The sequence below is a fragment of the Xanthobacter pseudotagetidis genome, from assembly GCF_043194795.2.
Taxonomy (GTDB): domain Bacteria; phylum Pseudomonadota; class Alphaproteobacteria; order Rhizobiales; family Xanthobacteraceae; genus Xanthobacter; species Xanthobacter tagetidis_A.
Genome location: NZ_CM195534.1, coordinates 1558552 through 1580645, shown reverse-complemented (window position 1 = coordinate 1580645; position 22094 = coordinate 1558552). Strand labels below are relative to the sequence as shown.

Sequence of the window (22094 nt, the reverse complement as noted above, 5' to 3'; positions counted from 1 at the left end):
CATCGCCGTCATTCACCAGCCAAGCTCAAGCTTGTCTTTTCGCGTGAGGTCCGCCCCGTCCTGTGCCACAAGCAGCCGCCTACCGAGGACGCGCGTATGGCAAGCTGGATCTCCTTCTGGGACGGCGCGAATGCCGTCTATGTGAACGGGCATCACAAAGCGGTGCATTATCTGCGCATCGCCGCTGATCTCGCCCGGTTCGTCCCGGCGCCGGACGCCCGCGTGCTCGACTTCGGGTGCGGCGAGGCGCTCGCGGCCGACCGGCTCGCGGAGCGATGCGCCGCGCTCGTGCTGTGCGATGCCGCGCCCACCGTGCGCGAAGCGCTGAAGGCGCGCCATGCCGGCAACCCGAAGATCGAGGTGCTCTCTCCCGAGGAGGTGGCGGCGCTGCCGGACGGCAGCTTCAACCTGATCGTCGTCAACTCGGTGCTGCAATATATCCCCAAGGTCGACCTGCCGGCCCTTCTGGCCGGCTGGCGGCGGCTGCTGCTGAAGGGCGGCAGCCTGCTGCTGGCGGATGTCATTCCGCCGGATGTGGGCATGGTGAAGGACGTGACGGCGCTGCTCCGGTTCGCCACCAAGGAAGGCTTCCTGCCGGCGGCGCTGGTGGGCCTCGCCCGCACCGCCGTCTCGCCCTACCGCAAGCTGCGCACCGAGCTTGGCCTCACCTTCTACGAGGAGGACGAGATGCTGCGCCTGCTGGAGACGGCACGGCTGCCGGCGAGCCGCGTGCGCCCCAATATCGGCCACAACCAGAACCGCATGGCGTTCCAGGCCTTCCGGCTGCGCTGAGGATCGCGCCGTCGGCCCGGGCCTGCGACCGGCGCCCGGCGGGCCGCCCAAACGCCGCGCGGGCTTCGCGTCACGCCTCCGGCGCGTGGCGGAAGGCCCAGATGCGGTAGGCGGAAAAGGTCCAGATCAGCACCAGGCCGGTGGTGAGCACCTGCGCCAGCAGGTAGAACAGGCCCAGCCGGTGCACGAACAGGTCCATGAGGAAGGCGTTCAGCACGAAGGCGACCCCCGCCACGGCGATGAAGCGCGGCACCGCCCCCACGTGCGAGCGCGTGGCGTTGAAGGTGAAGCGGCGATTGAGCACATAGGAGATCACGCCGCCCACCAGGAACCCGCACGCCGAGGCGCGCACCGGGCCGGCGAGGTCGAATTCCACCAGCGCCGCCAGCGTGGAGAAATGGCCCACCGCCGCCGCCCCGCCCGCCCCGGCGAAGGCGATCACCTGCCGGATCAGCGGCCGGTAGCGCCGAACCATATCGTGGACCACGGATGCCATGCGGGGGCCGCTCCCGGCGGGTGGGAAATGGAAGGCGACTTCCGTCACCTGGAATTATGGTCTAAGGAAGCCCCATCAGCGTGCCGGGCCAAGGGATATTTCGTCGCTGGAGCGTCGCCCTGCCCGCACGCGCCGCCCGCAATGGCGGAGATCGAGCTGAACGATGAGGGGCGCGCGACCCGCGGCCCTTTTTTTGCGCCCGAGGCGCGATCCCCCCGAAAAGCGCATGCCGGTTTTCGGGACGGAGCATCGCAGCCCGGGTGAACGTGGAACGAGCGCCGGGAAAAAATGCCGAAACGCACCGATATCGAAACCATCCTCATCATCGGCGCCGGTCCCATCGTGATCGGCCAGGCCTGCGAGTTCGACTATTCCGGCACGCAGGCGGTGAAGGCGCTGAAGGAGGAGGGATACCGGGTCGTCCTCGTCAACTCCAATCCCGCGACCATCATGACCGACCCGGACATGGCGGACGCCACCTACATCGAGCCCATCACCGCCGAGATCGTCACCAAGATCATCGAGAAGGAGCGCGGCGACCGCTCCAAGGGCTTCGCCCTGCTGCCCACCATGGGCGGGCAGACCGCGCTCAACTGCGCGCTGTCGCTCAAGAAGATGGGCACGCTCGAAAAGTTCGACGTGGAGATGATCGGCGCCACCGCCGAGGCCATCGACAAGGCCGAGGACCGCGAGCTGTTCCGCGAGGCCATGACCAAGATCGGCCTCTCGACCCCCAAGTCGCGGCAGATCAAGACGCTCGCCCAGGCGCTGGAGGCGCTGGAGGAGGTGGGCCTTCCGGCCATCATCCGCCCGTCCTTCACCATGGGCGGCACCGGCGGCGGCATCGCCTACAACAAGGCCGAGTTCATCGAGATCATCGAGCGCGGCATCGACGCCTCCCCCACCAACGAGGTGCTGGTGGAGGAGAGCGTGCTGGGCTGGAAGGAGTATGAGATGGAAGTGGTCCGCGACAAGGCGGACAACTGCATCATCATCTGCTCGATCGAGAACATCGACCCGATGGGGGTGCACACCGGCGATTCGATCACGGTGGCCCCGGCGCTGACGCTGACCGACAAGGAATACCAGATCATGCGCGACGCCTCGCTGGCGGTGCTGCGCGAGATCGGGGTGGAGACCGGCGGCTCCAACGTCCAGTTCGCGGTCAATCCCGAGGACGGCCGCCTCATCGTCATCGAGATGAACCCGCGCGTGTCGCGCTCCTCGGCGCTGGCCTCGAAGGCGACCGGCTTCCCCATCGCCAAGGTCGCGGCGCGCCTCGCGGTCGGCTACACGCTGGACGAGATCGAGAACGACATCACCGGCGGCGCCACGCCCGCCTCGTTCGAGCCCACCATCGACTACGTGGTGACGAAGATCCCCCGCTTCGCGTTCGAGAAGTTCCCCGGCGCGGACCCGGTGCTCACCACCTCCATGAAGTCGGTGGGCGAGGCCATGGCCATCGGCCGCACCTTCCAGGAGAGCCTGCAGAAGGCGCTGCGCTCGCTGGAGACCGGCCTTTCCGGCCTCGACGACATCGAGATCGAGGGCCTGCGCCAGGGCGACGACAAGAACGCCATCCGCGCCGCGCTCGGCACGCCGACGCCGGACCGCATCCTCTACGTCGCCCAGGCCATGCGCCTCGGCCTCACCGACGAGCAGATCCACGCCGCCTGCAAGATCGATCCCTGGTTCCTGGCCGAGATCCGCGGCATCGTCGAGATGGAGCAGAAGGTGCGCCGGCTCGGCCTGCCGGGCACCGAGGGCCAGTTCCGGCGCCTGAAGGCCATGGGCTTCTCCGACGCGCGCCTCGCCACCCTCGCCGGCCTCTCCGAGGGCCAGGTGCGGGCGCGGCGCCAGGCGCTCGGCGTGCGCCCGGCCTACAAGCGCATCGACACCTGCGCCGCCGAGTTCGCCTCCCCCACCGCCTACATGTACTCCACCTACGAGACCCCGTTCGCCGGCGCCCTCGCCGACGAGGCGCAGCCCTCGGACCGGGAGAAGGTCATCATCCTCGGCGGCGGGCCGAACCGCATCGGCCAGGGCATCGAGTTCGACTATTGCTGCTGCCACGCCGCCTTCGCGCTGAAGGATGCGGGCTATGAAGCGATCATGGTCAACTGCAATCCGGAGACCGTCTCCACCGACTACGACACCTCCGACCGGCTCTATTTCGAGCCGCTGACCGCCGAGGACGTGCTGGAGCTGATCGACCGCGAGAAGACCAACGGCACGCTCAAGGGCGTGATCGTGCAGTTCGGCGGCCAGACGCCGCTGAAGCTCGCCAAGGCGCTGGAGGACGCGGACGTGCCGATCCTCGGCACCTCGCCCGACGCCATCGACCTCGCCGAGGACCGCGACCGCTTCAAGACCCTGCTGGAGCGCCTGAAGATCCGCCAGCCGGCCAACGGCATCGCCTATTCGGTGGAGCAGGCGCGCCTCGTCGCCGGCGAGCTCGGCTATCCCATGGTGGTGCGCCCCTCCTACGTGCTGGGCGGGCGGGCGATGCAGATCATCCGCGAGGAGCGCGAGCTCGGCGACTACCTGCTGGAGACCCTTCCCGGCCTCGTGCCGCAGGAGGTGAAGGCGCGCTACCCCAACGACAAGACCGGCCAGATCAACACGGTGCTGGGCAAGAACCCGCTGCTGTTCGACCGCTATCTCTCGGACGCCATCGAGGTGGACGTGGATGCGCTCTGCGACGGCAAGGACGTGTTCGTCGCCGGCATCATGGAGCACATCGAGGAAGCGGGCATCCATTCCGGCGACAGCGCCTGCTCGCTGCCGCCGCACTCGCTCTCCCCGGACATGCTCGCGGCGCTGGAGAAGCAGACCGCGGCCATGGCGCTGGCGCTGGGCGTCGGCGGGCTCATGAACGTGCAGTACGCCATCAAGGGCGACGACATCTACGTGCTGGAGGTGAACCCGCGGGCCTCGCGCACGGTGCCGTTCGTCGCCAAGGTGATCGGCATCCCCATCGCCAAGATCGCCGCGCGGGTGATGGCGGGCGAGAAGATCGCGAGCTTCGGCCTCGAGCCGGCGCGCATCGACCATATCGCGGTGAAGGAGGCGGTGTTCCCGTTCGCCCGCTTCCCCGGCGTCGATACCGTGCTCGGCCCGGAGATGCGCTCCACCGGCGAGGTGATGGGGCTCGACACCGACTATGGCGTCGCCTTCGCCAAGAGCCAGCTGGGCGGCGGCACCAAGGTGCCGAAGTCCGGCACCGTGTTCGTCTCGGTGCGCGACGAGGACAAGGCGCGCATCCTGCCCACCATCAAGATGCTGCAATCCCTCGGCTTCAAGGTGATCGCCACCTCCGGGACCCTGCGCTTCCTGGAGGAGCACGGCGTCCCCGCCTCGAAGATCAACAAGGTGCTGGAAGGCCGCCCGCACATCGTCGACGCGATCAAGAACGGCGAGGTGCAATTGGTGTTCAATACCACCGAGGGCGCCCAGGCGCTGGCGGACAGCCGCTCGCTGCGCCGGGCCGCCCTCTTGCAGAAAGTGCCGTATTACACCACGCTGTCCGGTGCCGTCGCGGCGGCGCAGGGGATCAAGGCCTATGTGGGCGGAGACCTCAAGGTGCGGCCGCTGCAGGGCTATTTCGACGCCGACGGGCGCGCTGCGCGGGGCAAAGCCTCGGTGGCGTGAGCCGTCGGCTTTTTCGGCGGGCGAGGGCGGGCTCAAACCCGTCCGCGCGCGCCTTCATCTGTGCCGGGCCTCTCCGGCGCGGCCGGAGCGCGGACTGCCCTTAGGGCACGGCTCCGGGCGGCCTGGAGAGGCGCAGAGGCATGGCGGGCGGTCCGGCGCCAAGGCGGCGGCCCGCCGCGGCGGGCCGAGCGGAACCGCCCGGCATGGGCGGGCCGCAGGCGGCCACAGGTTCAGGAGGTCTTGAAAGGACCCATGGAGAAGATCCCCATGACGGCGGCAGGCTATGCCGCCCTCGAACAAGAGCTGAAGCAGCGTCAGCAAGTGGAGCGCCCGCGCATCATCACCGCCATCTCGGAGGCGCGCGCCCATGGCGACCTCTCCGAGAATGCGGAATACCATGCCGCCAAGGAGCAGCAGTCCCTCAACGAGGGCCGCATCGCCGAGCTCGAGGACAAGCTCTCGCGCGCCGAGGTGATCGACGTCTCCAAGCTCTCCGGCGACGTGGTGAAGTTCGGCGCCACCGTGACGCTGGTGGACGAGGACACCGAGGAAGAGCGGGTCTGGCAGATCGTCGGCGACAGCGAGGCCGACGCCAAGGCGGGCCGCATCTCCATCTCCTCCCCCATGGCGCGGGCGCTGATCGGCAAGAAGAAGGGCGCCTCGGTCGAGGTCGTCACCCCCAAGGGCGCGCGCTCGTTCGAGATCGTCGGCGTGCGCTGGGCCTGAGCGGCCGCGCCCGGGCCCTCGGCCGGCCGCTGGGTCCCCGCGGCCGGCCTTGGCCGGCCCGGGGGGCGCCGGGCTCTAGCTGGGATTCGCGCCGGACACCAGCACCGCCATCATCAGCGTGATGCCGACCGGCGACCAGTATTGCATCGGCACCAGCAGCAGCGCATGCCGGTTCTCCTCGACACGAAGCAGGCCGGTAACGGGATCGATCCGGACGCGGGCGCGCGCGGGATCGTTGAAGCCGCGGCCGATGACCCAGTTGGCCACCGACCCCGCCAGCAGGCCGGAGGCCACGCGCAGATTGTCCTCGATGCCCAGCGCCGGCCCGAGGACCACCGCCAGAAGCAGGCAGACGGCGAAGATCGCCGCGGTGACGAAGCCCCATCCCGACCAGAGATCCATTGCTCCCCCCTCGCGCGCCCGCCCAGTGAGAGCCGGAGCGCGGCCTGGGCCAGCGCCCGCACCGTCAGCGCCGGAGGCGGCCGAACCCGTCACGGGATGCGCAACGCTAGGACGGACGCGGCCGCTCCACATCCTCCAATTGAGGGATGGGGCCGGCTTGGCTGCGTCTGATGCCGGGTATGCCGCCGGCCCCGGTCGCATGCTTGACGGCCTGCGGTGCGCCGCGCGAGGCTGCGCGGTCTTCGGTCTTCAGGAGCGTCTCATCATGGCGGTGGCGGAACGGGCGGCGGAGCTCCATCCCACTTTCCGGACCATGGCCTTCATCGACGGCGCCTTCGCGCCGGCCGTCTCGGGCCGCACCTTCCCCGCCGTGAACCCGGCCACCGGCAAGGTGCTGGCCGAGGTCGCCGCCTGCGACGCGCAGGACGTGGACCGGGCGGTCAAGGCGGCGCGCCGGGCGTTCGAGGACCGGCGCTGGTCGGGCCTCAGGCCGCTCGACCGCAAGCGCACCCTCCAGCGCTTCGCGGAATTGATCCGCGCCAACCGCGAGGAGCTGGCGCTCACCGAGACCCTCAACATGGGCAAGCCGATCTCGGACGCCCGCGCCATCGACGCGCGCGCCGCCGCCGACTGCTTCGCCTATTACGGCGAGTGCGCCGACAAGGTCTATGGCGAGGTGGCGCCCACCACGCTGGAGAACCTCGCCCTTATCCTGCGCGAGCCGATCGGGGTGGTGGGCGCCGTGGTGCCCTGGAACTTCCCCATGATCATGGCCGCCTGGAAGGTGGCGCCCGCTCTGGCCATGGGCAATTCGGTCGTCCTCAAGCCGGCGGAGGAGAGCCCGCTCACCGCGCTGCGCCTCGCGGAGCTGGCGCAGGAGGCCGGGATTCCGGACGGCGTCTTCAACGTGGTGCCGGGCCTCGGCGCCGAGGCCGGCAAGGCGCTGGGCCTGCACATGGACGTGGACGCCATCGCCTTCACCGGCTCCACCGAGGTCGGGCGCTACTTCATGCGCTATGCCTCGGACAGCAACCTCAAGCGGGTCTATCTGGAGCTGGGCGGCAAGACCGCCTTCGTGGTGGCCCACGACGTGAAGGACCTGGACGCGGTCGCCGAAGCGGTGGCCGGCGGCATCTTCTTCAATCAGGGCGAGATGTGCACGGCGGCCTCGCGGCTGCTGGTGGACAACCGCATCCGCGCCGACCTCGTGGCGCGCATCGCCGCTCTGGCGCCGCGCTGGATGCCCGCCGATCCGCTGGATCCCGCCGCGCCAGCCGGCGCGGTGGTGAGCCGCGAGCACCAGCAGCGCATCCTCAAGGCCATCGACGGCGGCCTGAAGGAGGGCGCGCGGCTGGTGGCGGGCGGCACGGCGGTGCGCGAGGAGAGCGGTGGTGCCTTCGTCGCCCCCACCGTGTTCGACGACGTGGCGCCGTCCTCGTCGCTGGCGCAGCAGGAGATCTTCGGGCCGGTGCTCTCGGTGATCGGCTTCGACGGGCTCGATGAGGCGGTGGAGATCGCCAACGGCACCGTCTACGGCCTCGGCGCCTCGGTCTGGAGCGGCGACCTCGGCGCCGCCCACAAGGTGGCGCGGCGCTTCAAGGCCGGCGTCGTCTACGTGAACTGCTTCGACGCCGACGACATCACCACCCCGTTCGGCGGCGTGAAGCAGTCCGGCTTCGGCCGCGACAAGTCGTTGCACGCGCTGGAGAAGTATTCCGACCTCAAGACCGTCTGGACGCGGCTTTAGAGCCGCGGGCCGGCCGTCACGCGGGTTCGAGCAGCCAGACATTCTCCTTAGCCGGAACCTTGCCCCTGAGCCCGCCGGGCACCGGGCAGTTGTCGAGGCGTTCCAGCCGGTAGGCCGCGCCATAGAGCGCTTCGACCTCCTCGGCGGCCACCGAGAAGGGCGGCCCTTCCGCCTGCGTCTGGTCATAGGTGAAGCAGACGAGCAGTTGCGGCGCGCGGGCGGCGAGGGCCGCGAGGTGCGCGGCATAAGGCGGGCGCATGGATGGCGGCAGCGCCACCAGCGCCGCCCGGTCATAGACCGCGTCCACCGGGCCGAGCCGGTCCGCCGAAAGCGCGAAGATGTCGCCGACGAAGACGTCGAGGCCCGGTGCGCGGTGAAGCTCCAGCGGCCCGGCGGCGGAGATCTCCGGCGCGACGCCCAGCTCCTCGAACAGCTGCGCCACCGCCAGCGGGCTCAGCTCCGCGCCGGCGACCCGGAGGCCGCGCGCCAGCAGCCAGGCGATGTCCCGCGTCTTGCCGCACAAAGGCAGGAACACGCGCCCATCGGCGGCAAGGCCGAGACGCGCCAGGCGCGCCTCCAGATGAACGTTCGGCTTGCCTTCGTGGAAGCCGATCTGGTTGGCGGTCCACCGGGCGTGCCAGAAATCCGCGTCCATCGGTGCCACCCCGTTCCCGTCACGCGCCGGCGGGTTCAGCGCCCGCCGCCGGTGCCGAAGCGATAGTTCAGCGTCAGCGCCACGGTGTCGAGCCGCAGCGTGTCGGGCGCGACGCTCACGCCGGCGAGCGAAGGCGGCGCCGGGGCGACGAACCGGTCGCCGGCGCCGAACGCGTAGTGCCGGTATTCGAGCCCCACCGAGAGGTCGGGCAGCAGCGCATATTCGATGCCGGCGCCCGCGGTCCATCCCGTGTTGGTGCCCACTTCGGTGAGGCGCCGGGGTTGGGGCGGATGGGTGTTGAAGGCATCGTTCTGCCGCGCCCAGGCGGCGCCGCCGCGGGCATAGAGGAGCGACCGGCCGAAGGCGTAGCCGAGCCGCGCCGTCAGCGCACCCAGCGCCTCGATGCCGGTGCCGCAGTTGAACCCCGCCGGGGGTGGCGCCGAGGCGAAGCAGGTGTTGGTGCCCACCATGCGGGCCCAGGCGCCGGAGAGCTCGGCCCCGGCCACCAGGGCGCCGAACTGGTAGTCGGCGCCGATCTGCCCGCCGGCCAGCGCCCCGCCGAGGTTCACCGCGTCGCCGTTGACGGGGGTCGCGAAGGGCGAGGCGTAGGTGGTGTGCCCCTTGCCCGAGCCGAGGGCCGCCCCGGCATAGAAGCCGGTCCAGTCGGTCGCAGGCTCCGCCGCGTTGACCGCCGCGGCGGTGCGCGGCTCGGTCTCGGGCGCGACGTCGCCGAAGCGGTAGGAGGCCTGCACGAACGCCCCGTAGCGCTCGCTGGCGATGGTCTCGGGCGAGCGCTGGACGGGCGTCGTGAACTGCGTCGAGGCGGTGGTGGTGGCAAGGAATTCGTACCGCGCGCCGATGCCCACGTCGAACCGGTCGGTGAGGGCGTAGGTGAGGACCGCCTGCGCCTGGGTGCCCCAGCCGCTTCCGGTCTCCGGCTGCGGGTTGATGTCGCCGCGCCACCAGTGATTGTCGTAGCCGGTGCGGATGGCGTAGGGCAGATAGGCCGCGTCCAGCTCCAGCCGCAGGCGCGGGGCGAGGGCGAGCCGGCTGTTGAGGCCGAGCGCCACCCCCTGCCAGGAGGCGGTCTCGCCGAGCACCAGCTGCACCGGCCGCTTGCCGGTTGCCGTGTCGGCGCAGACGTCCGGATTGCCGGCGACCTGCCAGCAGCCGTAGCCCAGGAACTTATCGTAGGCGCCGCGATAGCCCACATAGGCGCCGAGGGTGCCCGACGGGCCGCGGATGAAATCGTAGCCGAGATCGATGCCGCCATAGGCGAAGCTCCCGGCCTTCAGAGGGCTGCGCGTGCTCGAATAGGGCATCTCCACGGGCGGAAAGTCCTCGTCGATGAGCATTCCGCCCGAAAGCGTGCCGATGCCGCCTTGGCCCTTGAGGAACACGCCGCTGTCGTGGTCGAGGCGGAAGAACGCTTCCGGCGCCTGGCCGGTGGAATCCCCATAGGAGAGGCGGGAGTTGAGCTGGGCGCCGTCCTGCGGGCTGAACAGGTCGAACGAGGCGTGGCCGGTGCTCAGGACGTATCGGGCGCCGACCTCCAGGGTCCAGCCCGCCGGGGCGGCGGGCACGGACGGCCCGGCCGCGGGCGAGGCCGGGCCGAAGCGATAGTTCACGCCCATGCGCACCAGGTCGAGGCTCTGGTCGAGGCTCGCGGTGGCGGTGCGGCGCCCGTCGGCGAAGGTGATGTCGTCGGTGCCGAAATCCAGGTGGTCGTATTCGATGAAGGCCGAGACGCGGTCCGTCAGCGCGTACTCGACGCCGGCGCCCAGCAGCCAGCCCCAGCGGGTGGCGCCGGCGGCGTAGAGGGGGCCCTTGTAGGCTTCGTGCAGGTCGACGGTGCCGGAGGCCCAGGCGGCGCCCGCCTTGCCGTAGATGAGCGCGTCGCCGAAGCCGTAGCCGAGCCGGCCGGCGATGGTGCCGAGGCTCTTCACGGTGTTGCGGCACGCGTAATTGGTGAAGGAGGCGTAGTCGGTGAGGCACTTGGAATAGCCGCCGATGGTGGCGGCGCTGGCGGTGGCGTCGATGCCAGCCACAAGGGAGCCCGCCTGGAGATTGAATCCCGCCTGCACGCCGCCGAACATGCCCATGGCGCCACCGCCGCCCGGGATGGCGCCGGTCGTCACGGCGCTTGCCAGGAAGCCGGTGGCGTCGGTCCACGTGTCGCGGCCCCAGGCGCCGCCCGCGTGGGCGCCCACATAGAATCCGGACCAGTCGTGTCCCGCGGCGGTGGGAACGGGGCGCGTGCCCGGCAACGGCGCCGCGCCGGGGCGCACGTTCACGCCCAGCTTCACCATCTGCGCGGACTGCATGAGGTCGATGTTGGCGCGCGCCGTGCCGTCGGCCAGCGTCGGCGTGCCGCCGCCGAGGTCGAGATAGGCATACTCCACCTTCACGGACACCGAGGGCGTGAGCGCCAGCTCGACGCCGCCGCCGGCGGTCCAGCCCGAGAGCGTCTGCGAGCCGGAAATCTCGCCCTGATAGCCGCTTCCGGCTGCCGAGAAGGCGGTATGGGCGAGGGCGAGCCCCGCCTTGCCGTAGAGCAGCACGCTGCCGAAGGCGATGCCGGCGCGGGCCGCCAGCGTGCCCACGAGGTCGGTGCCCGAGGTGCAGAGCGAGGTCCAGTCGAAGCCGCAGCGCGAGATGCCGTAGAGCGAGCCGGTGCCGAGGTCCGCCTCGACGCCCAGCACCACGTCGCCGATCTGGTGATTGTAGCCGACCTGCCCGCCCACCACGGCCGCGGTGGCGGTTCCGAGCGCCGGCAGGCGCTGGGCGGGCCGCGGCGCCAGAACGCCGTTCGCATCGCCCCACCAGGTGTCCACCAAAGCGGACCCGGCATAGGCGCCCAAATAGAAGCCGGTCCAGCTTCCCGGCGCCGCAGGCGGCCCGTCGTCGGCGCGCGCCGACGGCGCCAGAAGACAAGCGAATGCGCAAGCAGAGGCCAGGAATGCGCCGCGAATCATGTGCCCATCCCAATCCCCATCATCCCTGGCCATAAGGTTAACGCATTTGGTGCCGGACGGTATCATCGGAAAGCTGCATCCGGCCCCGCGCGCCATCATCCGGTGTGCCGCCGACGTGCCGCGGCCACAGCCCTTGACGGCCGCAGGACGGCGAGCGAGCTTGGCCGAGGCTTGCCGTCGGGGCGGAATTCGGGGCTGGGATCGCCGCTCGTGGCCTCTCGCGCGCGGGATGCGCTCCGGCCACGGCCGCCCCACGTCGTCGGCGCCGGCCGGCCGATCAGCCTCCGGCCGCGGGTTCGCGGGCGGATCGCGCAGGCGGCCGGACACGGCCGTTCGAGGACCGTGGCGCTATCATGCAGCTTTGCGGGAGCATTCCATCGTGACGTCGGCTTCGGCCCCTGTGTCCAACTCCACCGCCCACTGGCGCGCCCTCGACGCGGCGCATCACCTGCATCCCTTCTCCGACACCAAGGCGCTGAACGCCGAGGGGGTGCGGGTCATCACCCGGGCGGAGGGGGTCTATGTCTATGACAGCGAGGGCAACCGCATCCTCGACGGCATGTCGGGCCTGTGGTGCTCGCAGGTGGGGCATGGGCGGCACGCGATCGTCGACGCCATCGCCCGCCAGCTGCGCGAGCTCGACTATTACAACACCTTCTTCAAGACCACCCATCCCGCCGCCGCCGAGCTTGCCGCCGCCATCTCGCAGGTGGCGCCGGCGCACATGAGCCGCGTCTTCTTCACCTCCGGCGGCTCGGAGGCGGTGGACACGGTGCTGCGCATGGTGCGCCACTACTGGGCCTCGCTCGGCCGGCCGCAGAAGTCGATCTTCATCTCCCGGCGCAACGGCTATCACGGCTCCACCATGGGCGGGGCCTCGCTCGGCGGCATGAAGCCCATGCACGCCCAGGGCGGCCTGCCCATCCCCGGCATCATCCACGTCCAGCAGCCCTACTGGTGGGCCGAGGGGGGCGAGATGAGCCGCGAGGCGTTCGGACTCCACGCCGCGCGCGAGGTGGCCCGCGCCATCGACGAGGCGGGGCCGGAGAACGTCGCCGCCTTCATCGGCGAGCCGATCCAGGGGGCGGGTGGCGTCGTCATCCCGCCGCCGAACTACTGGCCCGAGGTGGAGAAGATCTGCCGCGAGCGCGACGTGCTGCTGGTCTGCGACGAGGTCATCTGCGGCTTCGGGCGCACGGGGGAATGGTTCGGCTGCCAATATATGGGGGTGAGGCCGGACCTCATCACCTTCGCCAAGGGCGTGACCTCGGGCTACTTCCCGCTGGGCGGGGTGATCGTCGGCGATCGGGTGGCCGAGGGCTTCATCGAGCATGGCGGCGACTTCAACCACGGCTACACCTATTCCGGCCATCCCGGCGGCTGCGCGGCGGCGCTGGCGAACCTGCGGATCCTGCACGAGGAGAGCCTCGTCGCCCGGGTGAAGAGCGACATCGGCCCCTATCTCCAGGAGCGCTGGCTCAAGCTCGCCGAGCATCCGCTGGTGGGCGAGGCGCGCATGGTGGGCCTGATCGGCGCCATGGAGCTGACCCCCGACAAGGCGACGCGCGCCGCCTTCGCCGCCGAGGAAGGCACCGTGGGCCTCATCTGCCGCGACCTCTCCTTCCGCGAGGGCCTGGTGATGCGGGCGGTGCGCGACGGCATGATCCTCGCCCCGCCCTTCACGCTCAGCCATGAGGAGGCGGACGAGCTGGTGGCCACCGCCTGGCGCGTGCTGGACCTGACCTATGCCGAGCTGCTGAAGCGCGGCCTGATGGTGCCCGTCCCCCGCGTTCCCGCCCGCGCATCCGCCTGAGGCGCGGAGCGCCGGCCCGGCTTCCCCGTCATGCCCGGGCTTGTCCCAGGCATGACGGCGTCGGGTGTCGTCTGCCGTCCGAGCCTTCAGCCGCATGTCCAGATAGATCCCCGGCACGCAACAAGGGCGAGAGGTGTGGCGAACGGCTGCGCTGTAGTTTTCTGGCAAAGCTCCCGGCTCGCTTCAATATTGTTTGAATATAAAATGACGACGCCTGCCACGGTCCGGACAATATTCCGGACGCTGCGTCATCATGGAACGAACTCTTGGTCTCGCCGTTCTTGATCACACAGTTTGACGAACGAGGAGACAGGACATGATCCGCAAGATGCTTGTGGGCACGGCCGCAATTGCTGTGATGGCGCCGAGCCTCGCCTTCGCCCAGGCCTCCACCGCCACCGGCGCCGTCGGCGGCGCCGCGGTCGGCGCGGTCGTCGGCGGCCCCGTAGGCGCCGTGGTCGGCGGCGCGGTCGGCGCCACCGTGGGCGCCGCGGCCGAGCCGCCCGCCGAGGTGCGTGCCTATGTGGTGAAGGAGCGCCGCCCGTCGGTGGCGGTGCGCGAGGAGGTGGTCGTGGGCCGTCCCCTGCCGAAGCAGGTGGTGCTCTACGACATCCCCAACAGCAGCTACGAATACTCGGTGGTCAACGACCAGCGGGTGATCGTCGAGCCCGGCACCCGCAAGGTGCTCTACATCGTCAACTGACGGATCGGCCGGCCGGCGCTTGCCGTCGAGACGATGGCGCGCCGGCCGGCCCGCAAAGTGCCCATGGGTGCGCCCACGGGCACGCCCGCGTGCCGGGCGCAGGACCGAAGCGGGCCACGGCCTCAGGCGTGGGGCTTGGTGTCCTCGAACCGGGGGCAGGCTGCCGCGAACGCCTCCTGGAAGGCGACCAGGCGGGGATGGCTCGCCCGCCATTCGCCGCCGAAGCGGAAGTCGAGGAAGCCGAGGGCGCAGGCGAGCGTGATGGTGCCGTTGTTCACATCGGCGCCGTTGGGCGTGAGCTTCTCCAGCGCATCCACGGCCCGCGCCATCTTGTCCTTCTGGTACTCCAGCCAGCGCGGCTCATGGCGGTCCTCGGGGCGGAAGCGGCCTTCGTAGAGCACCAGCACGCCGGCATCCATGAGCCCGTCGGCGAGCGCCTCCAGGCGCATGGCGGCGAGCCGCGCCTTGGGATCGGCCGGAATGATCCGGCCACCGCCGGCCACGTGGTCGAGATAGGCCAGGACCACGCGGCTGTCGTAATAGCTCTCGCCGTCGTCCGCGATCAGCGTCGGAATCTTGCCGAGCGGGTTCTCGATCCGCAGGCTGTCGGAGCTGCTGGCGGTGTCCGCCATCTTCTCCTCCAGCGGAATGCCGAGGAACGCGGCGGCGAGGCGGGCCTTGCGGGCGAAGGGCGAGGTCGAGGACAGACGCAGCAGCATCGGAGGGCGCTTCCGGTCGATTGTTGGCTCAAGCTGATTGTTGGCTCAAGCGGCGGCGAGGCCGCGGGGAGGGCGCGGGCAGCATAAGGGGATCGCGCGCCCCATGCCATCGTCTTCGCGGCGGCGGGCGCCGGCGTCAGGGCAGGCGCGTGACGGTCACGTTGACGGTGCGCGTGCGCTCGCTGCTCACGTCCCCGCCGCTGCCGCGCGTCGCCTCCTCGGTGCGCGCCGCCCGGGCGATCCCGTCCTTCACGTCGATGGTGCGCGTCTTGGTCACCGACAGCTTGATCTCGGGCAGCCTGGCGCGGATGTCGGCGCCGCTCGCCCCGCCGGCCGCCGGGGCGAGGCGCTCGGTGAGGGCGGCGATGGCGGCCTTCAGCGAGGCCTCGTCGAAGGTCTCGGTCTCCATCACCTTGTAGTCGGAGGGCTTCGGATCCGGGCCGAGCTTCTCCACCTTGACGCTGGCGATGGTGCCGCCGAACGGGCTCGGCAGGTCGCTCTTGGAGCGGCGCTCCTCGCCCGGCTTCAGCGTCGTGTTCTGCGCGCCCGCCAGCTGCGGCAGCGGGCTCAGGAAGACTTCCGCCGCCTCGGGACCGGTGGCGGTGAGCAGCTGCTCGAACACCTGGTTGAGCAGCTGGGTCAGCTGCGGATTGCCACGGTAGGGGGTGAGGAAGCGGGCGCTGAGCCCACGCATGGAATTGCGCACCGCATCCTCGTTCTCCACCCGCACCGGCCTGCCGGCGGCATCGGTGACGGCGCGCACGATGACGCCGCGCAGCGCCTCCACCGCGCCACGCGCCAGCAGCACGGACGGCGCGTTGCCGCTCACGGCGGCGTCGAGCAGCATGTACGAGATGCGGTAGCCCTCGCCCTCGCGGGCGACGTATCGGAGATCGAACTTGTAGGTGGCGGTCCGCGTGGTGGAACGCGTGGCGTCGACGACGCTGTCCTCCACCACCACCAGCCAGCGGCTGCCGACCGGCGGCGCGAAGGGCGTGGGCGTCCAGGCGGCGGCCGCGGGCATCGCCGCGGCGATGACGAGACCGCAGACGACAAGAACGTTCCGCAACCACACCACGACCATGTGCATCCCCTTTCAAAGCTCGCCGGTGAGCCAGGATACCCGCACACGTCCCTTCCCGTCCCGCGAAATGATCGGTGCCAGCGCCGTGAGCACGGTGCGCAGGTCGTCCGCCAGGGTGAAAGGCGGGTTGACGATGATCTGCCCCGAGCCAGACAGCGTGTCGAGGCGGCGCACCTCGGAGAAGTCCACTTCCACCTTGAGCGTCTTGGGCAGCCGCAGCCGCGCCACATCGCGGCGGAAGGCGTCCACCGCCTGGAGGTCCTTGATGGGATACCACAGCATGACGATGCCGGTGGCGAAGCGCCGGTGGGCGGCGGCGAGACCTTCGGCGAGACGCTGGAACTCGCCCGGCTCCTCGAACGGCGGGTCCACCAGCACCAGCCCGCGCCGCTCGCGCGGCGGCAAATGGGCGGCGATCGCCTGCCAGCCGTCCTGGGGCAGGATCTTGGCGCGCGGGTCGGCGCCGACCCGCTTCTCGAGCTTGGCCCGTTCCTCGCGGTTGGTCTCGCAGAACAGGAAGCGGTCCTGCGGCCGGCCGAGCGCGAGCCCGAGGGCGGGCGAGCCCGGATAGCGGCGGCTGCCGTCCGCCCGGAGCGCGCGCACCGCATCGAGATAGGGGGCGAGCAGCGTCGCGGCGCGCTCCGGCAGGTCGGCGGCCAGCACCTTCTCGATGCCGCCGTCCGCCTCCTTGGTGCGTTGGGCCGTGGCGCCGGCGAGGTCGTAGAGGCCGGCGCCGGCATGGGTGTCGAGCACCCGGTAGGACGCGTCCTTGCGGTTGAGATAGGCGAGGATCAGCGCCAGCGCGGCGTGCTTCACCACGTCGGCGCCGTTGCCGGCATGGAAGGCGTGCTGATAGTTCATCCCGGCGCCGGGCTCAGCCGCCGCGCACCGGCGGCATCACCACCTTGTTCTGGCGGCAGGCGCGCCGGTCCACCTCGGGGCAGGGCGTGAAGGCGAGGTCGCGGCTCATGCAGATGCGCACCTCGCGCAGCCGCCGGCTGTCGCAGTCCACCGAGATCATGTCGGGGGCGAGGCCGGGATTGGCGGCGCGGAAGGCGGCCTCCACCTCGGCCGGCGCCACCATGCGGTAGGTGTTGAGGCGCTGGAACTCCGCCGGGATCGCGACCTTGGCCTTGGCGCGCCGCACCAGATCGAAATAGCCCTGCGCGCCGAGGCCGGAGCAGGTGCCGTGCTTGCGCCACTGGTGCAGGATCAGGCCGCGGCTCGGCATCACCTCGGTCATGGCGCGCAGCAGGTCGTTGGGCACGTAGGGCGCCGGACGCACGCAATATTGCGGGAAGCCGCGCTGGTATTGCGGCCACAGGCCGTGCACCACGAAGGCGAAGGGGCGGGCGCGGGAGCACTGGGGCTCGCGCTCCGCCCCGGCGCCCTGGTCCTCGCACCACGTGGGCGACCAGGAGAGCGAGAGCACGTAGAAGTCGAACCGGCCGGGAATGTCCTGCTGGGCCGAGGCCCCCGCCGGCGCGAGGCCGGCGAGCAGCAGCGCGCCGAGGAGCGCCGCGGCGAGGCGGCGCGCGCCCTCAAGGCTCACGGGCGCGCCATCTTGCAGGAGGGCGCGTAGGCATAGTTGCGGTCGAGGCCGACGATGCACCACTCCACGCCCCAGGAAGCGCCGATGAAGCCGCCATCCTCGATGATCGAGTAGTAGATGGCGCGCTGCTTGTTGTCGTTGGTGAAGACGCGGGCGCTGCAATAGCGGCGCGGCTGGTATTCCGGACCCCAGGGGCGGAAGGCGATCTCGCTGAGCTTGTCGAAGCTGGTGATGGCGAGGGTCGAGTTCCAGTACATGCGCTCGGTCTCGGCGAAGCGCGAGGCGATCATGTTCAGCGCCTCCTGCTGGTCGCAGGCCGGCACGATGCCGCTGTAATTGGGGCCGGAGAGCCAGAAATTCTTCTCCAGCAGGCTCGCGGCCCGCGCGTGCGGCGCGGTGACTGCGACAAGCGCCAGAACCGCGAAGGCGGCCGCCATCATGCCAAGGAGACCCTGGCGGCGCATGCCCGCGGCAGCCGGAACCGAACCGCGCACCCGATCGGCCATTGATCCTCTCCACCGTCTCGCAGGGGCGCGCCCGAGCGCGGCATCCCCCCGTCCAGAAGGCGCGCCGCGGCGCGCCAACGCCAAAGGGGCGCCCGCACGCACCCCGCTCCGGCCGGACGATGGGGCGGGCGTCCGCCGTCCGTCAAGCGCAGGCGGGACACACCGGGGGAGAAAATCGCGCCCGCCCCAGGCAATCCGCCGCGCCGTCGCCCGAATGCCCCGCCATGAGGCATGATGGCGCCGCCGCCGCAGGCCGGCGGGAGCAAAGACCGATGGGGAGACCGCCATGACCTCGTTCCGCTCCGCGCCCGACAGCCGCCGGACCGAGGCCGCCGGCCGTCCGCTGCCGCGCTTCTCCTCGGGACGGGAGGCGGCGCTGGAGATGCGGCCCGACCATCCGGTCTACTGCTTCCGCCCCTCGGTGCTGGCCGCCGACGCCCGCGCCTTCCTCGACGCCTTTCCCGGCCGCACCGCCTATGCGGTGAAGACCAACGACGAGCCCATGGTGCTGGAGACGCTGGCGCGCGCCGGCATCACCGCCTTCGACGTGGCGAGCCCGCACGAGTTCGCCGCCGCGCGCGCGGTCGCGCCCGAGGCCGAGCTGCTCTACATGCACCCGGTGAAGGCGCAGGCCGACATCCGCCTCGCCCTGGAGCACTACGGCATCCGCGTCACCGCCCTCGACCACGAGGACGAGGTGGCGAAGATCGTGCGCATCGTGCGCGCGCTCGACCTCGACCCGCAGGACCTCACCCTGTTCGTGCGCATCGCCTCCAAGGGCGAGGCGGCCTACGAGCTGTCGAAGAAGTTCGGCGCCGCGCCGGGGCACGCGGCCGAGCTGCTCCAGCGCATCGACGGCCTCGGCATCAGATGCGGCATCTGCTTCCACGTGGGCAGCCAGGTGGAGGACGCGGCCACCTACGAGCGCGCGGTCGCCACCGCCGCCGAGGTGCGCGAGGCCGCGCGCGTGCCGATCGTCGCGCTCGACGTGGGCGGCGGCTTTCCCGCCACCTATGCCGCCGACCCGCGCCGGCCGCAGACGGTAATGCCGCCGCTCGCCGACATCATCGCCCGCCTGACGGGCGCGGTGGAGCGCGGCGGCTTCGCCGGCGTTCCCCTGGTGGCCGAGCCGGGGCGGGTGATCGTCGCCCGCGCCTTCTCCGTGATCGCGCGGGTGCTGCTGAAGAAGGGCCAGCGGCTCTACATCAATGACGGCATCTGGGCGTCGCTGTCGGATTCCTGGACCGGCAAGATCGTCCTGCCGGTGCGCCACATCCCCGACCCGGCGCGCCGCCGCCGGCCGGGGCGCGCGGACAGGATCGCGCCGTTCCGCATCTACGGCGCCACCTGCGACAGCGTCGACGTGCTCTCGCGCCCGTTCTTCCTGCCGGAGAGCGTGGACACCGGCGACTGGATCGAGATCGGCCACATCGGCGCCTACTCGCTCTCGCTGCGCACGCGCTTCAACGGCTTCTATCCCGACACCTTCGTGGAGGTGGAGGAGCCGTTCGAGGCCGGCCCGGCGCCGGAGGGCTTCGGCGAGCCGGAGCGAAGGATGGGCGTGGCCCCGGAGGGGTGAGAGGGGCTCGGAGTTCGCAAGTGAGTCTCCCCCGGCATCCGTTACGCGATCCCCTCCCCCCTTGCGGGGGGCAGGGGCGGGGGGGGCCGGCACGCCTGTCGTTTGCGCCGTCATGCTCCGGCTTGACCGGAGCATCCATCCTCGCGGCTGGAGAGGCGGCCTGGTCCTTGGGCCCTCCTGTCAAGCCGGAGGGCGACGGGCACAGACGATAGGGCGTGCGCCCCCCTCACCCCGCCTGCTCGAACGCCTCCATGAAGGCCGCCACCTTGCGGTTCACCCGCACGTCGGTGCCGCGGATCTCGCGCACCAGCGAGAGGCCCTCCAGCGAGCGGGCGCGGGAGAGCGCCACATAGGCCTGGCCCGGCGCGAAGGCGCCGTCGCCGAAGTCGATGCGCACGTCGTCCAGCGTCAGGCCCTGCGCCTTGTGCATGGTGAGCGCCCAGGCGGGCGCGAGCGGAAGCTGGGTGAAGGTGCCCACCACCTGCGTCTCCAGGCGCCCGCCCGGCTCGTCCCAGCCGTAGCGGATGCGCTCCCAGGTGAAGGCCTCGATCTCGACCACCGGCCCGGCGTCGAGCCTCACCACCGCGCTGTGGGCGCCGAGGCCGAGCACCGTGCCCACCGAGCCGTTGACCCAGCGCCGGGCCGGATCGTTGCGCAGCGCCATGACGCGGGCGCCGGGCTTCAGCACCAATTGCTCGGGCACCGGCAGGCGGTCGCCGTCGAGGCCGAACTCGCCCTTGATCAGCCCGCCGAAGGCCCTCCCCTCCCCCGGCAGCGCCGCGAGGCCGCGCGCGTTGTAGGCGTCGGCGCGGGCATTGGTGGGGGTGAGCAGAACCGGCTGCGCGCCGTCGCGGTGCGGCCGCACGCAGGCGGCGTTCAGCGCCTCCGCCGCCTCGCGCGCGCCGCGCCCGCGCCGCAGCGCGTCCAGCATGGCGATGAAGGCGCGGTCGGTCTGGCGGTGGACGTGGGCGAAGGGCACGCCGTCGGTTTCCTGCTCCGCCAGCGCCTTGGACTGGAAGGCGAACGGGCCTTCGTATCCCATCCGGCCGAGCATCTCCTGCTCGGCCATGGGGACCACCGGCGGCAGCTGGAGGAAGTCGCCCACCAGCACCATCTGCACGCCGCCGAACGGCTCGGAAGTGTCGCGGGCGATGCGCAGCGAGATGTCCACCGCGTCCAGGAGGTCGGCGCGCACCATGGAGATCTCGTCGATCACCACCCGGTCGAGCTTCTTGAGCAGCCGGCGCACCTGCACCCGCGGCTTCACCTCGTCCGGGTTGAGCAGGCGCGGCGGGATGCCGAAGAAGGAATGGATGGTCTGCCCGCCCACCTGGAGCGCGGCGACGCCGGTGGGGGCGAGGAACACCTGGCGCCCGCGCGGCTCGCGCCGCAGCCGGTGCAGGAAGGTGGTCTTGCCGGTACCGGCCCCGCCCAGCACCATCACCACCCGCGCGCCGCGGTCGATGGCGGCGAGCGCGCGCGCCGACTGGGCGTCGCCGTCCGGGCCTTCGATCTCGCGGCCCGCGCCGGTCAATGCCCCGCTCAGGAGAGAAGCCCCGCCTCGCGGGCGAGGTCGAGGAGGCTGCGCTGGGGCCGGGCGCCCATCTGCGAGATGATCTCGCCCGCCGCCAGCGCGCCGAGGCGCAGCGAGGTGGCCGGGTCGAGCCCGCGCGCATGGCCCACCAGGAAGCCGGCGGCGAACAGGTCGCCGGCGCCGGTGGTGTCCACCACGCGCTCCACCGGCCGCGCCGGCACCGAGACCACGGCGCCGGGGGTGACGAAGGAGGCGCCCTTCTCCGAGCGCGTCACCACCGCCTGCTTCGCGTCCCTGCGCAGGGCGACCAGAGCCGCGTCGAAGTCGGCGGTCTCGTAGAGCGACTTCAGCTCCGCCTCGTTGCAGAACACGAGGTCCACGGTGCCGGAGCGGATCAGGTCCAGGAACTCGCCGCGATAGCGGTCGACGCAGAAGGCGTCGGAGAGGGTCAGCGCCACCTCGCGGGAGGCGCCGTGGGCGATGCGGGCGGCTTCGAGGAACGCCTCCTTCGCCGCCGGCGGGTCCCAGAGATAGCCTTCGAGATAGGTCACCTTGGCGCGCTCGACCATGGCGGCGTCGATCTCGGCGGTGGTGAGGTTCTGCGCCGCGCCGAGATAGGTGTTCATGGTGCGCTCGCCGTCCGCCGTGACGAGGATCAGGCAGCGCGCGGTGGCCGGGCCGTCGGTGGCGGCCGCGGTGGCATAGGCGACGCCGGCGGCGCGGATGTCGTGGCCGAACACCGTGCCGAGCACGTCGTCCCGCACCTTGCCGATGAAGCCCGCCTTGCCGCCCAGCGAGGCGATGCCGGCGGCGGTGTTGGCCGCCGAGCCGCCCGAGGCCTCGGTGCCGGGCCCCATGGCGCCGTAGACCGCCTCGGCGCGCGCCTCGTCGATCAGCGTCATGCCGCCCTTGGCCATGCCGTGGGTGGCGAGGAAGTCCTCCTCCGCCCGGGCGAGCACGTCGACGATGGCGTTTCCGATGGCGAGCACGTCGAGGCTGGGACTGGTCACGGCAAGGCGGTCTCCGGTGGAAAGCAGGTCTTGTGCACGCCGGGCCGTTGTCGTGCAAGCAGTCTTAACCTTTACCGGTAAAATGAACGGCGTGCGGCGAGGCTGGGCGTCCGCACGCGGCGGGTGCAGGCAGGCGGGACGCAATCGTCC

Annotated in this window: 18 protein-coding genes; 7 read left to right on the top strand and 11 right to left on the bottom strand. The window is 71.1% G+C overall.

Going from position 1 to position 22094, the window contains the following annotated elements:
- Nucleotides 1-96: 96 nt before the first annotated feature.
- The gene (locus V5F67_RS07220; protein WP_394022160.1) at nucleotides 97-792 is read left to right on the top strand and encodes a class I SAM-dependent methyltransferase; all 696 of its coding nucleotides are present in this window, start codon (nucleotides 97-99) and stop codon (nucleotides 790-792) included.
- Between the two features lie 70 nt (nucleotides 793-862).
- Here the strand turns inward: V5F67_RS07220 and V5F67_RS07215 are convergent, their stop codons facing one another.
- A complete protein-coding gene (locus V5F67_RS07215) occupies nucleotides 863-1288 on the bottom strand; it encodes a GtrA family protein (protein WP_394022161.1) in 426 nt (141 codons plus the stop codon).
- Between the two features lie 288 nt (nucleotides 1289-1576).
- Between V5F67_RS07215 and carB the strand changes: the two genes are divergently transcribed.
- Nucleotides 1577-4939 (top strand): carbamoyl-phosphate synthase large subunit, encoded by a 3363-nt coding sequence (gene carB / locus V5F67_RS07210; RefSeq protein ID WP_394022162.1) that lies wholly within the window; start codon nucleotides 1577-1579, stop codon nucleotides 4937-4939.
- A 252-nt stretch (nucleotides 4940-5191) separates the two neighbouring features.
- Nucleotides 5192-5665, top strand: a complete 474-nt coding sequence (gene greA, locus V5F67_RS07205) for a transcription elongation factor GreA (RefSeq protein WP_394022163.1) — start codon at nucleotides 5192-5194, stop codon at nucleotides 5663-5665.
- 75 nt (nucleotides 5666-5740) lie between these two features.
- Here the strand turns inward: greA and V5F67_RS07200 are convergent, their stop codons facing one another.
- Nucleotides 5741-6067, bottom strand: coding sequence for a hypothetical protein (locus tag V5F67_RS07200; RefSeq protein WP_394022164.1), 327 nt, complete (start codon nucleotides 6065-6067; stop codon nucleotides 5741-5743).
- Between the two features lie 265 nt (nucleotides 6068-6332).
- Between V5F67_RS07200 and V5F67_RS07195 the strand changes: the two genes are divergently transcribed.
- Complete coding sequence (locus V5F67_RS07195) at nucleotides 6333-7814, top strand: aldehyde dehydrogenase (RefSeq protein WP_394022165.1); 1482 nt, start codon at nucleotides 6333-6335, stop codon at nucleotides 7812-7814.
- Nucleotides 7815-7830: 16 nt separating this feature from the next.
- Here the strand turns inward: V5F67_RS07195 and tmpT are convergent, their stop codons facing one another.
- Together tmpT and V5F67_RS07185 are read right to left on the bottom strand one after the other, a co-directional pair.
- Nucleotides 7831-8469: a thiopurine S-methyltransferase gene (tmpT, locus tag V5F67_RS07190; RefSeq protein ID WP_394022166.1), complete on the bottom strand. Its 639-nt coding sequence runs from the start codon at nucleotides 8467-8469 to the stop codon at nucleotides 7831-7833.
- Between the two features lie 35 nt (nucleotides 8470-8504).
- Nucleotides 8505-11444 carry an outer membrane protein gene (locus V5F67_RS07185; protein WP_394022167.1) on the bottom strand — a complete coding sequence of 980 codons (2940 nt, stop codon included), beginning with the start codon at nucleotides 11442-11444 and terminating at the stop codon, nucleotides 8505-8507.
- A gap of 379 nt (nucleotides 11445-11823) precedes the next feature.
- Between V5F67_RS07185 and V5F67_RS07180 the strand changes: the two genes are divergently transcribed.
- Nucleotides 11824-13257: an aspartate aminotransferase family protein gene (locus V5F67_RS07180; protein ID WP_394022168.1), complete on the top strand. Its 1434-nt coding sequence runs from the start codon at nucleotides 11824-11826 to the stop codon at nucleotides 13255-13257.
- 316 nt (nucleotides 13258-13573) lie between these two features.
- Nucleotides 13574-13960, top strand: a complete 387-nt coding sequence (locus V5F67_RS07175; protein WP_394022169.1) for a DUF1236 domain-containing protein — start codon at nucleotides 13574-13576, stop codon at nucleotides 13958-13960.
- 122 nt (nucleotides 13961-14082) lie between these two features.
- Here V5F67_RS07175 and V5F67_RS07170 read toward each other — a convergent pair whose 3' ends face one another.
- The 5 genes from V5F67_RS07170 to V5F67_RS07150 form a co-directional block, all read right to left on the bottom strand.
- Nucleotides 14083-14679: a glutathione S-transferase N-terminal domain-containing protein gene (locus tag V5F67_RS07170; protein ID WP_394022170.1), complete on the bottom strand. Its 597-nt coding sequence runs from the start codon at nucleotides 14677-14679 to the stop codon at nucleotides 14083-14085.
- A gap of 136 nt (nucleotides 14680-14815) precedes the next feature.
- Complete coding sequence (locus V5F67_RS07165; RefSeq protein WP_394022171.1) at nucleotides 14816-15763, bottom strand: hypothetical protein; 948 nt, start codon at nucleotides 15761-15763, stop codon at nucleotides 14816-14818.
- A gap of 12 nt (nucleotides 15764-15775) precedes the next feature.
- Nucleotides 15776-16624, bottom strand: a complete 849-nt coding sequence (locus V5F67_RS07160) for a 23S rRNA (adenine(2030)-N(6))-methyltransferase RlmJ (RefSeq protein ID WP_509210622.1) — start codon at nucleotides 16622-16624, stop codon at nucleotides 15776-15778.
- A gap of 13 nt (nucleotides 16625-16637) precedes the next feature.
- Entirely contained in the window at nucleotides 16638-17315 is a 678-nt protein-coding gene (locus V5F67_RS07155; protein WP_394019726.1) for a ribonuclease T2 family protein, read from the bottom strand.
- Nucleotides 17312-17821, bottom strand: coding sequence for a hypothetical protein (locus tag V5F67_RS07150; protein WP_394019728.1), 510 nt, complete (start codon nucleotides 17819-17821; stop codon nucleotides 17312-17314). Before V5F67_RS07150 ends, V5F67_RS07155 begins: the two co-directional genes overlap by 4 nt.
- Nucleotides 17822-18203: 382 nt before the next feature.
- On the opposite strand from V5F67_RS07150, the gene V5F67_RS07145 reads away from it, so the two are divergent.
- On the top strand, nucleotides 18204-19400 hold the full coding sequence (locus V5F67_RS07145) for an alanine racemase (RefSeq protein ID WP_394020100.1): 1197 nt from the start codon (nucleotides 18204-18206) through the stop codon (nucleotides 19398-19400).
- A gap of 226 nt (nucleotides 19401-19626) precedes the next feature.
- On the opposite strand, the gene V5F67_RS07140 is transcribed toward V5F67_RS07145, so the two are convergent.
- Both V5F67_RS07140 and V5F67_RS07135 read right to left on the bottom strand, forming a co-directional pair.
- Nucleotides 19627-20934, bottom strand: coding sequence for an ATP-dependent DNA helicase (locus tag V5F67_RS07140; RefSeq protein ID WP_394019730.1), 1308 nt, complete (start codon nucleotides 20932-20934; stop codon nucleotides 19627-19629).
- Nucleotides 20935-20942: 8 nt separating this feature from the next.
- On the bottom strand, nucleotides 20943-21944 hold the full coding sequence (locus tag V5F67_RS07135) for an adenosine kinase (RefSeq protein WP_394019732.1): 1002 nt from the start codon (nucleotides 21942-21944) through the stop codon (nucleotides 20943-20945).
- Nucleotides 21945-22094 lie beyond the last annotated feature (150 nt).

Bases quoted from the DNA above. Each gene is read 5' to 3' on its own strand.
- V5F67_RS07220 (WP_394022160.1), top strand. From the start codon at position 97: ATGGCAAGCTGGATCTCCTTCTGGGACGGCGCGAATGCCGTCTATGTG.
- V5F67_RS07215 (WP_394022161.1), bottom strand. From the start codon at position 1,288: ATGGCATCCGTGGTCCACGATATGGTTCGGCGCTACCGGCCGCTGATC.
- carB (WP_394022162.1), top strand. From the start codon at position 1,577: ATGCCGAAACGCACCGATATCGAAACCATCCTCATCATCGGCGCCGGT.
- greA (WP_394022163.1), top strand. From the start codon at position 5,192: ATGGAGAAGATCCCCATGACGGCGGCAGGCTATGCCGCCCTCGAACAA.
- V5F67_RS07200 (WP_394022164.1), bottom strand. From the start codon at position 6,067: ATGGATCTCTGGTCGGGATGGGGCTTCGTCACCGCGGCGATCTTCGCC.
- V5F67_RS07195 (WP_394022165.1), top strand. From the start codon at position 6,333: ATGGCGGTGGCGGAACGGGCGGCGGAGCTCCATCCCACTTTCCGGACC.
- tmpT (WP_394022166.1), bottom strand. From the start codon at position 8,469: ATGGACGCGGATTTCTGGCACGCCCGGTGGACCGCCAACCAGATCGGC.
- V5F67_RS07185 (WP_394022167.1), bottom strand. From the start codon at position 11,444: ATGATTCGCGGCGCATTCCTGGCCTCTGCTTGCGCATTCGCTTGTCTT.
- V5F67_RS07175 (WP_394022169.1), top strand. From the start codon at position 13,574: ATGATCCGCAAGATGCTTGTGGGCACGGCCGCAATTGCTGTGATGGCG.
- V5F67_RS07170 (WP_394022170.1), bottom strand. From the start codon at position 14,679: ATGCTGCTGCGTCTGTCCTCGACCTCGCCCTTCGCCCGCAAGGCCCGC.
- V5F67_RS07165 (WP_394022171.1), bottom strand. From the start codon at position 15,763: ATGGTCGTGGTGTGGTTGCGGAACGTTCTTGTCGTCTGCGGTCTCGTC.
- V5F67_RS07160 (WP_509210622.1), bottom strand. From the start codon at position 16,624: ATGAACTATCAGCACGCCTTCCATGCCGGCAACGGCGCCGACGTGGTG.
- V5F67_RS07150 (WP_394019728.1), bottom strand. From the start codon at position 17,821: ATGGCCGATCGGGTGCGCGGTTCGGTTCCGGCTGCCGCGGGCATGCGC.
- V5F67_RS07145 (WP_394020100.1), top strand. From the start codon at position 18,204: ATGCGGCCCGACCATCCGGTCTACTGCTTCCGCCCCTCGGTGCTGGCC.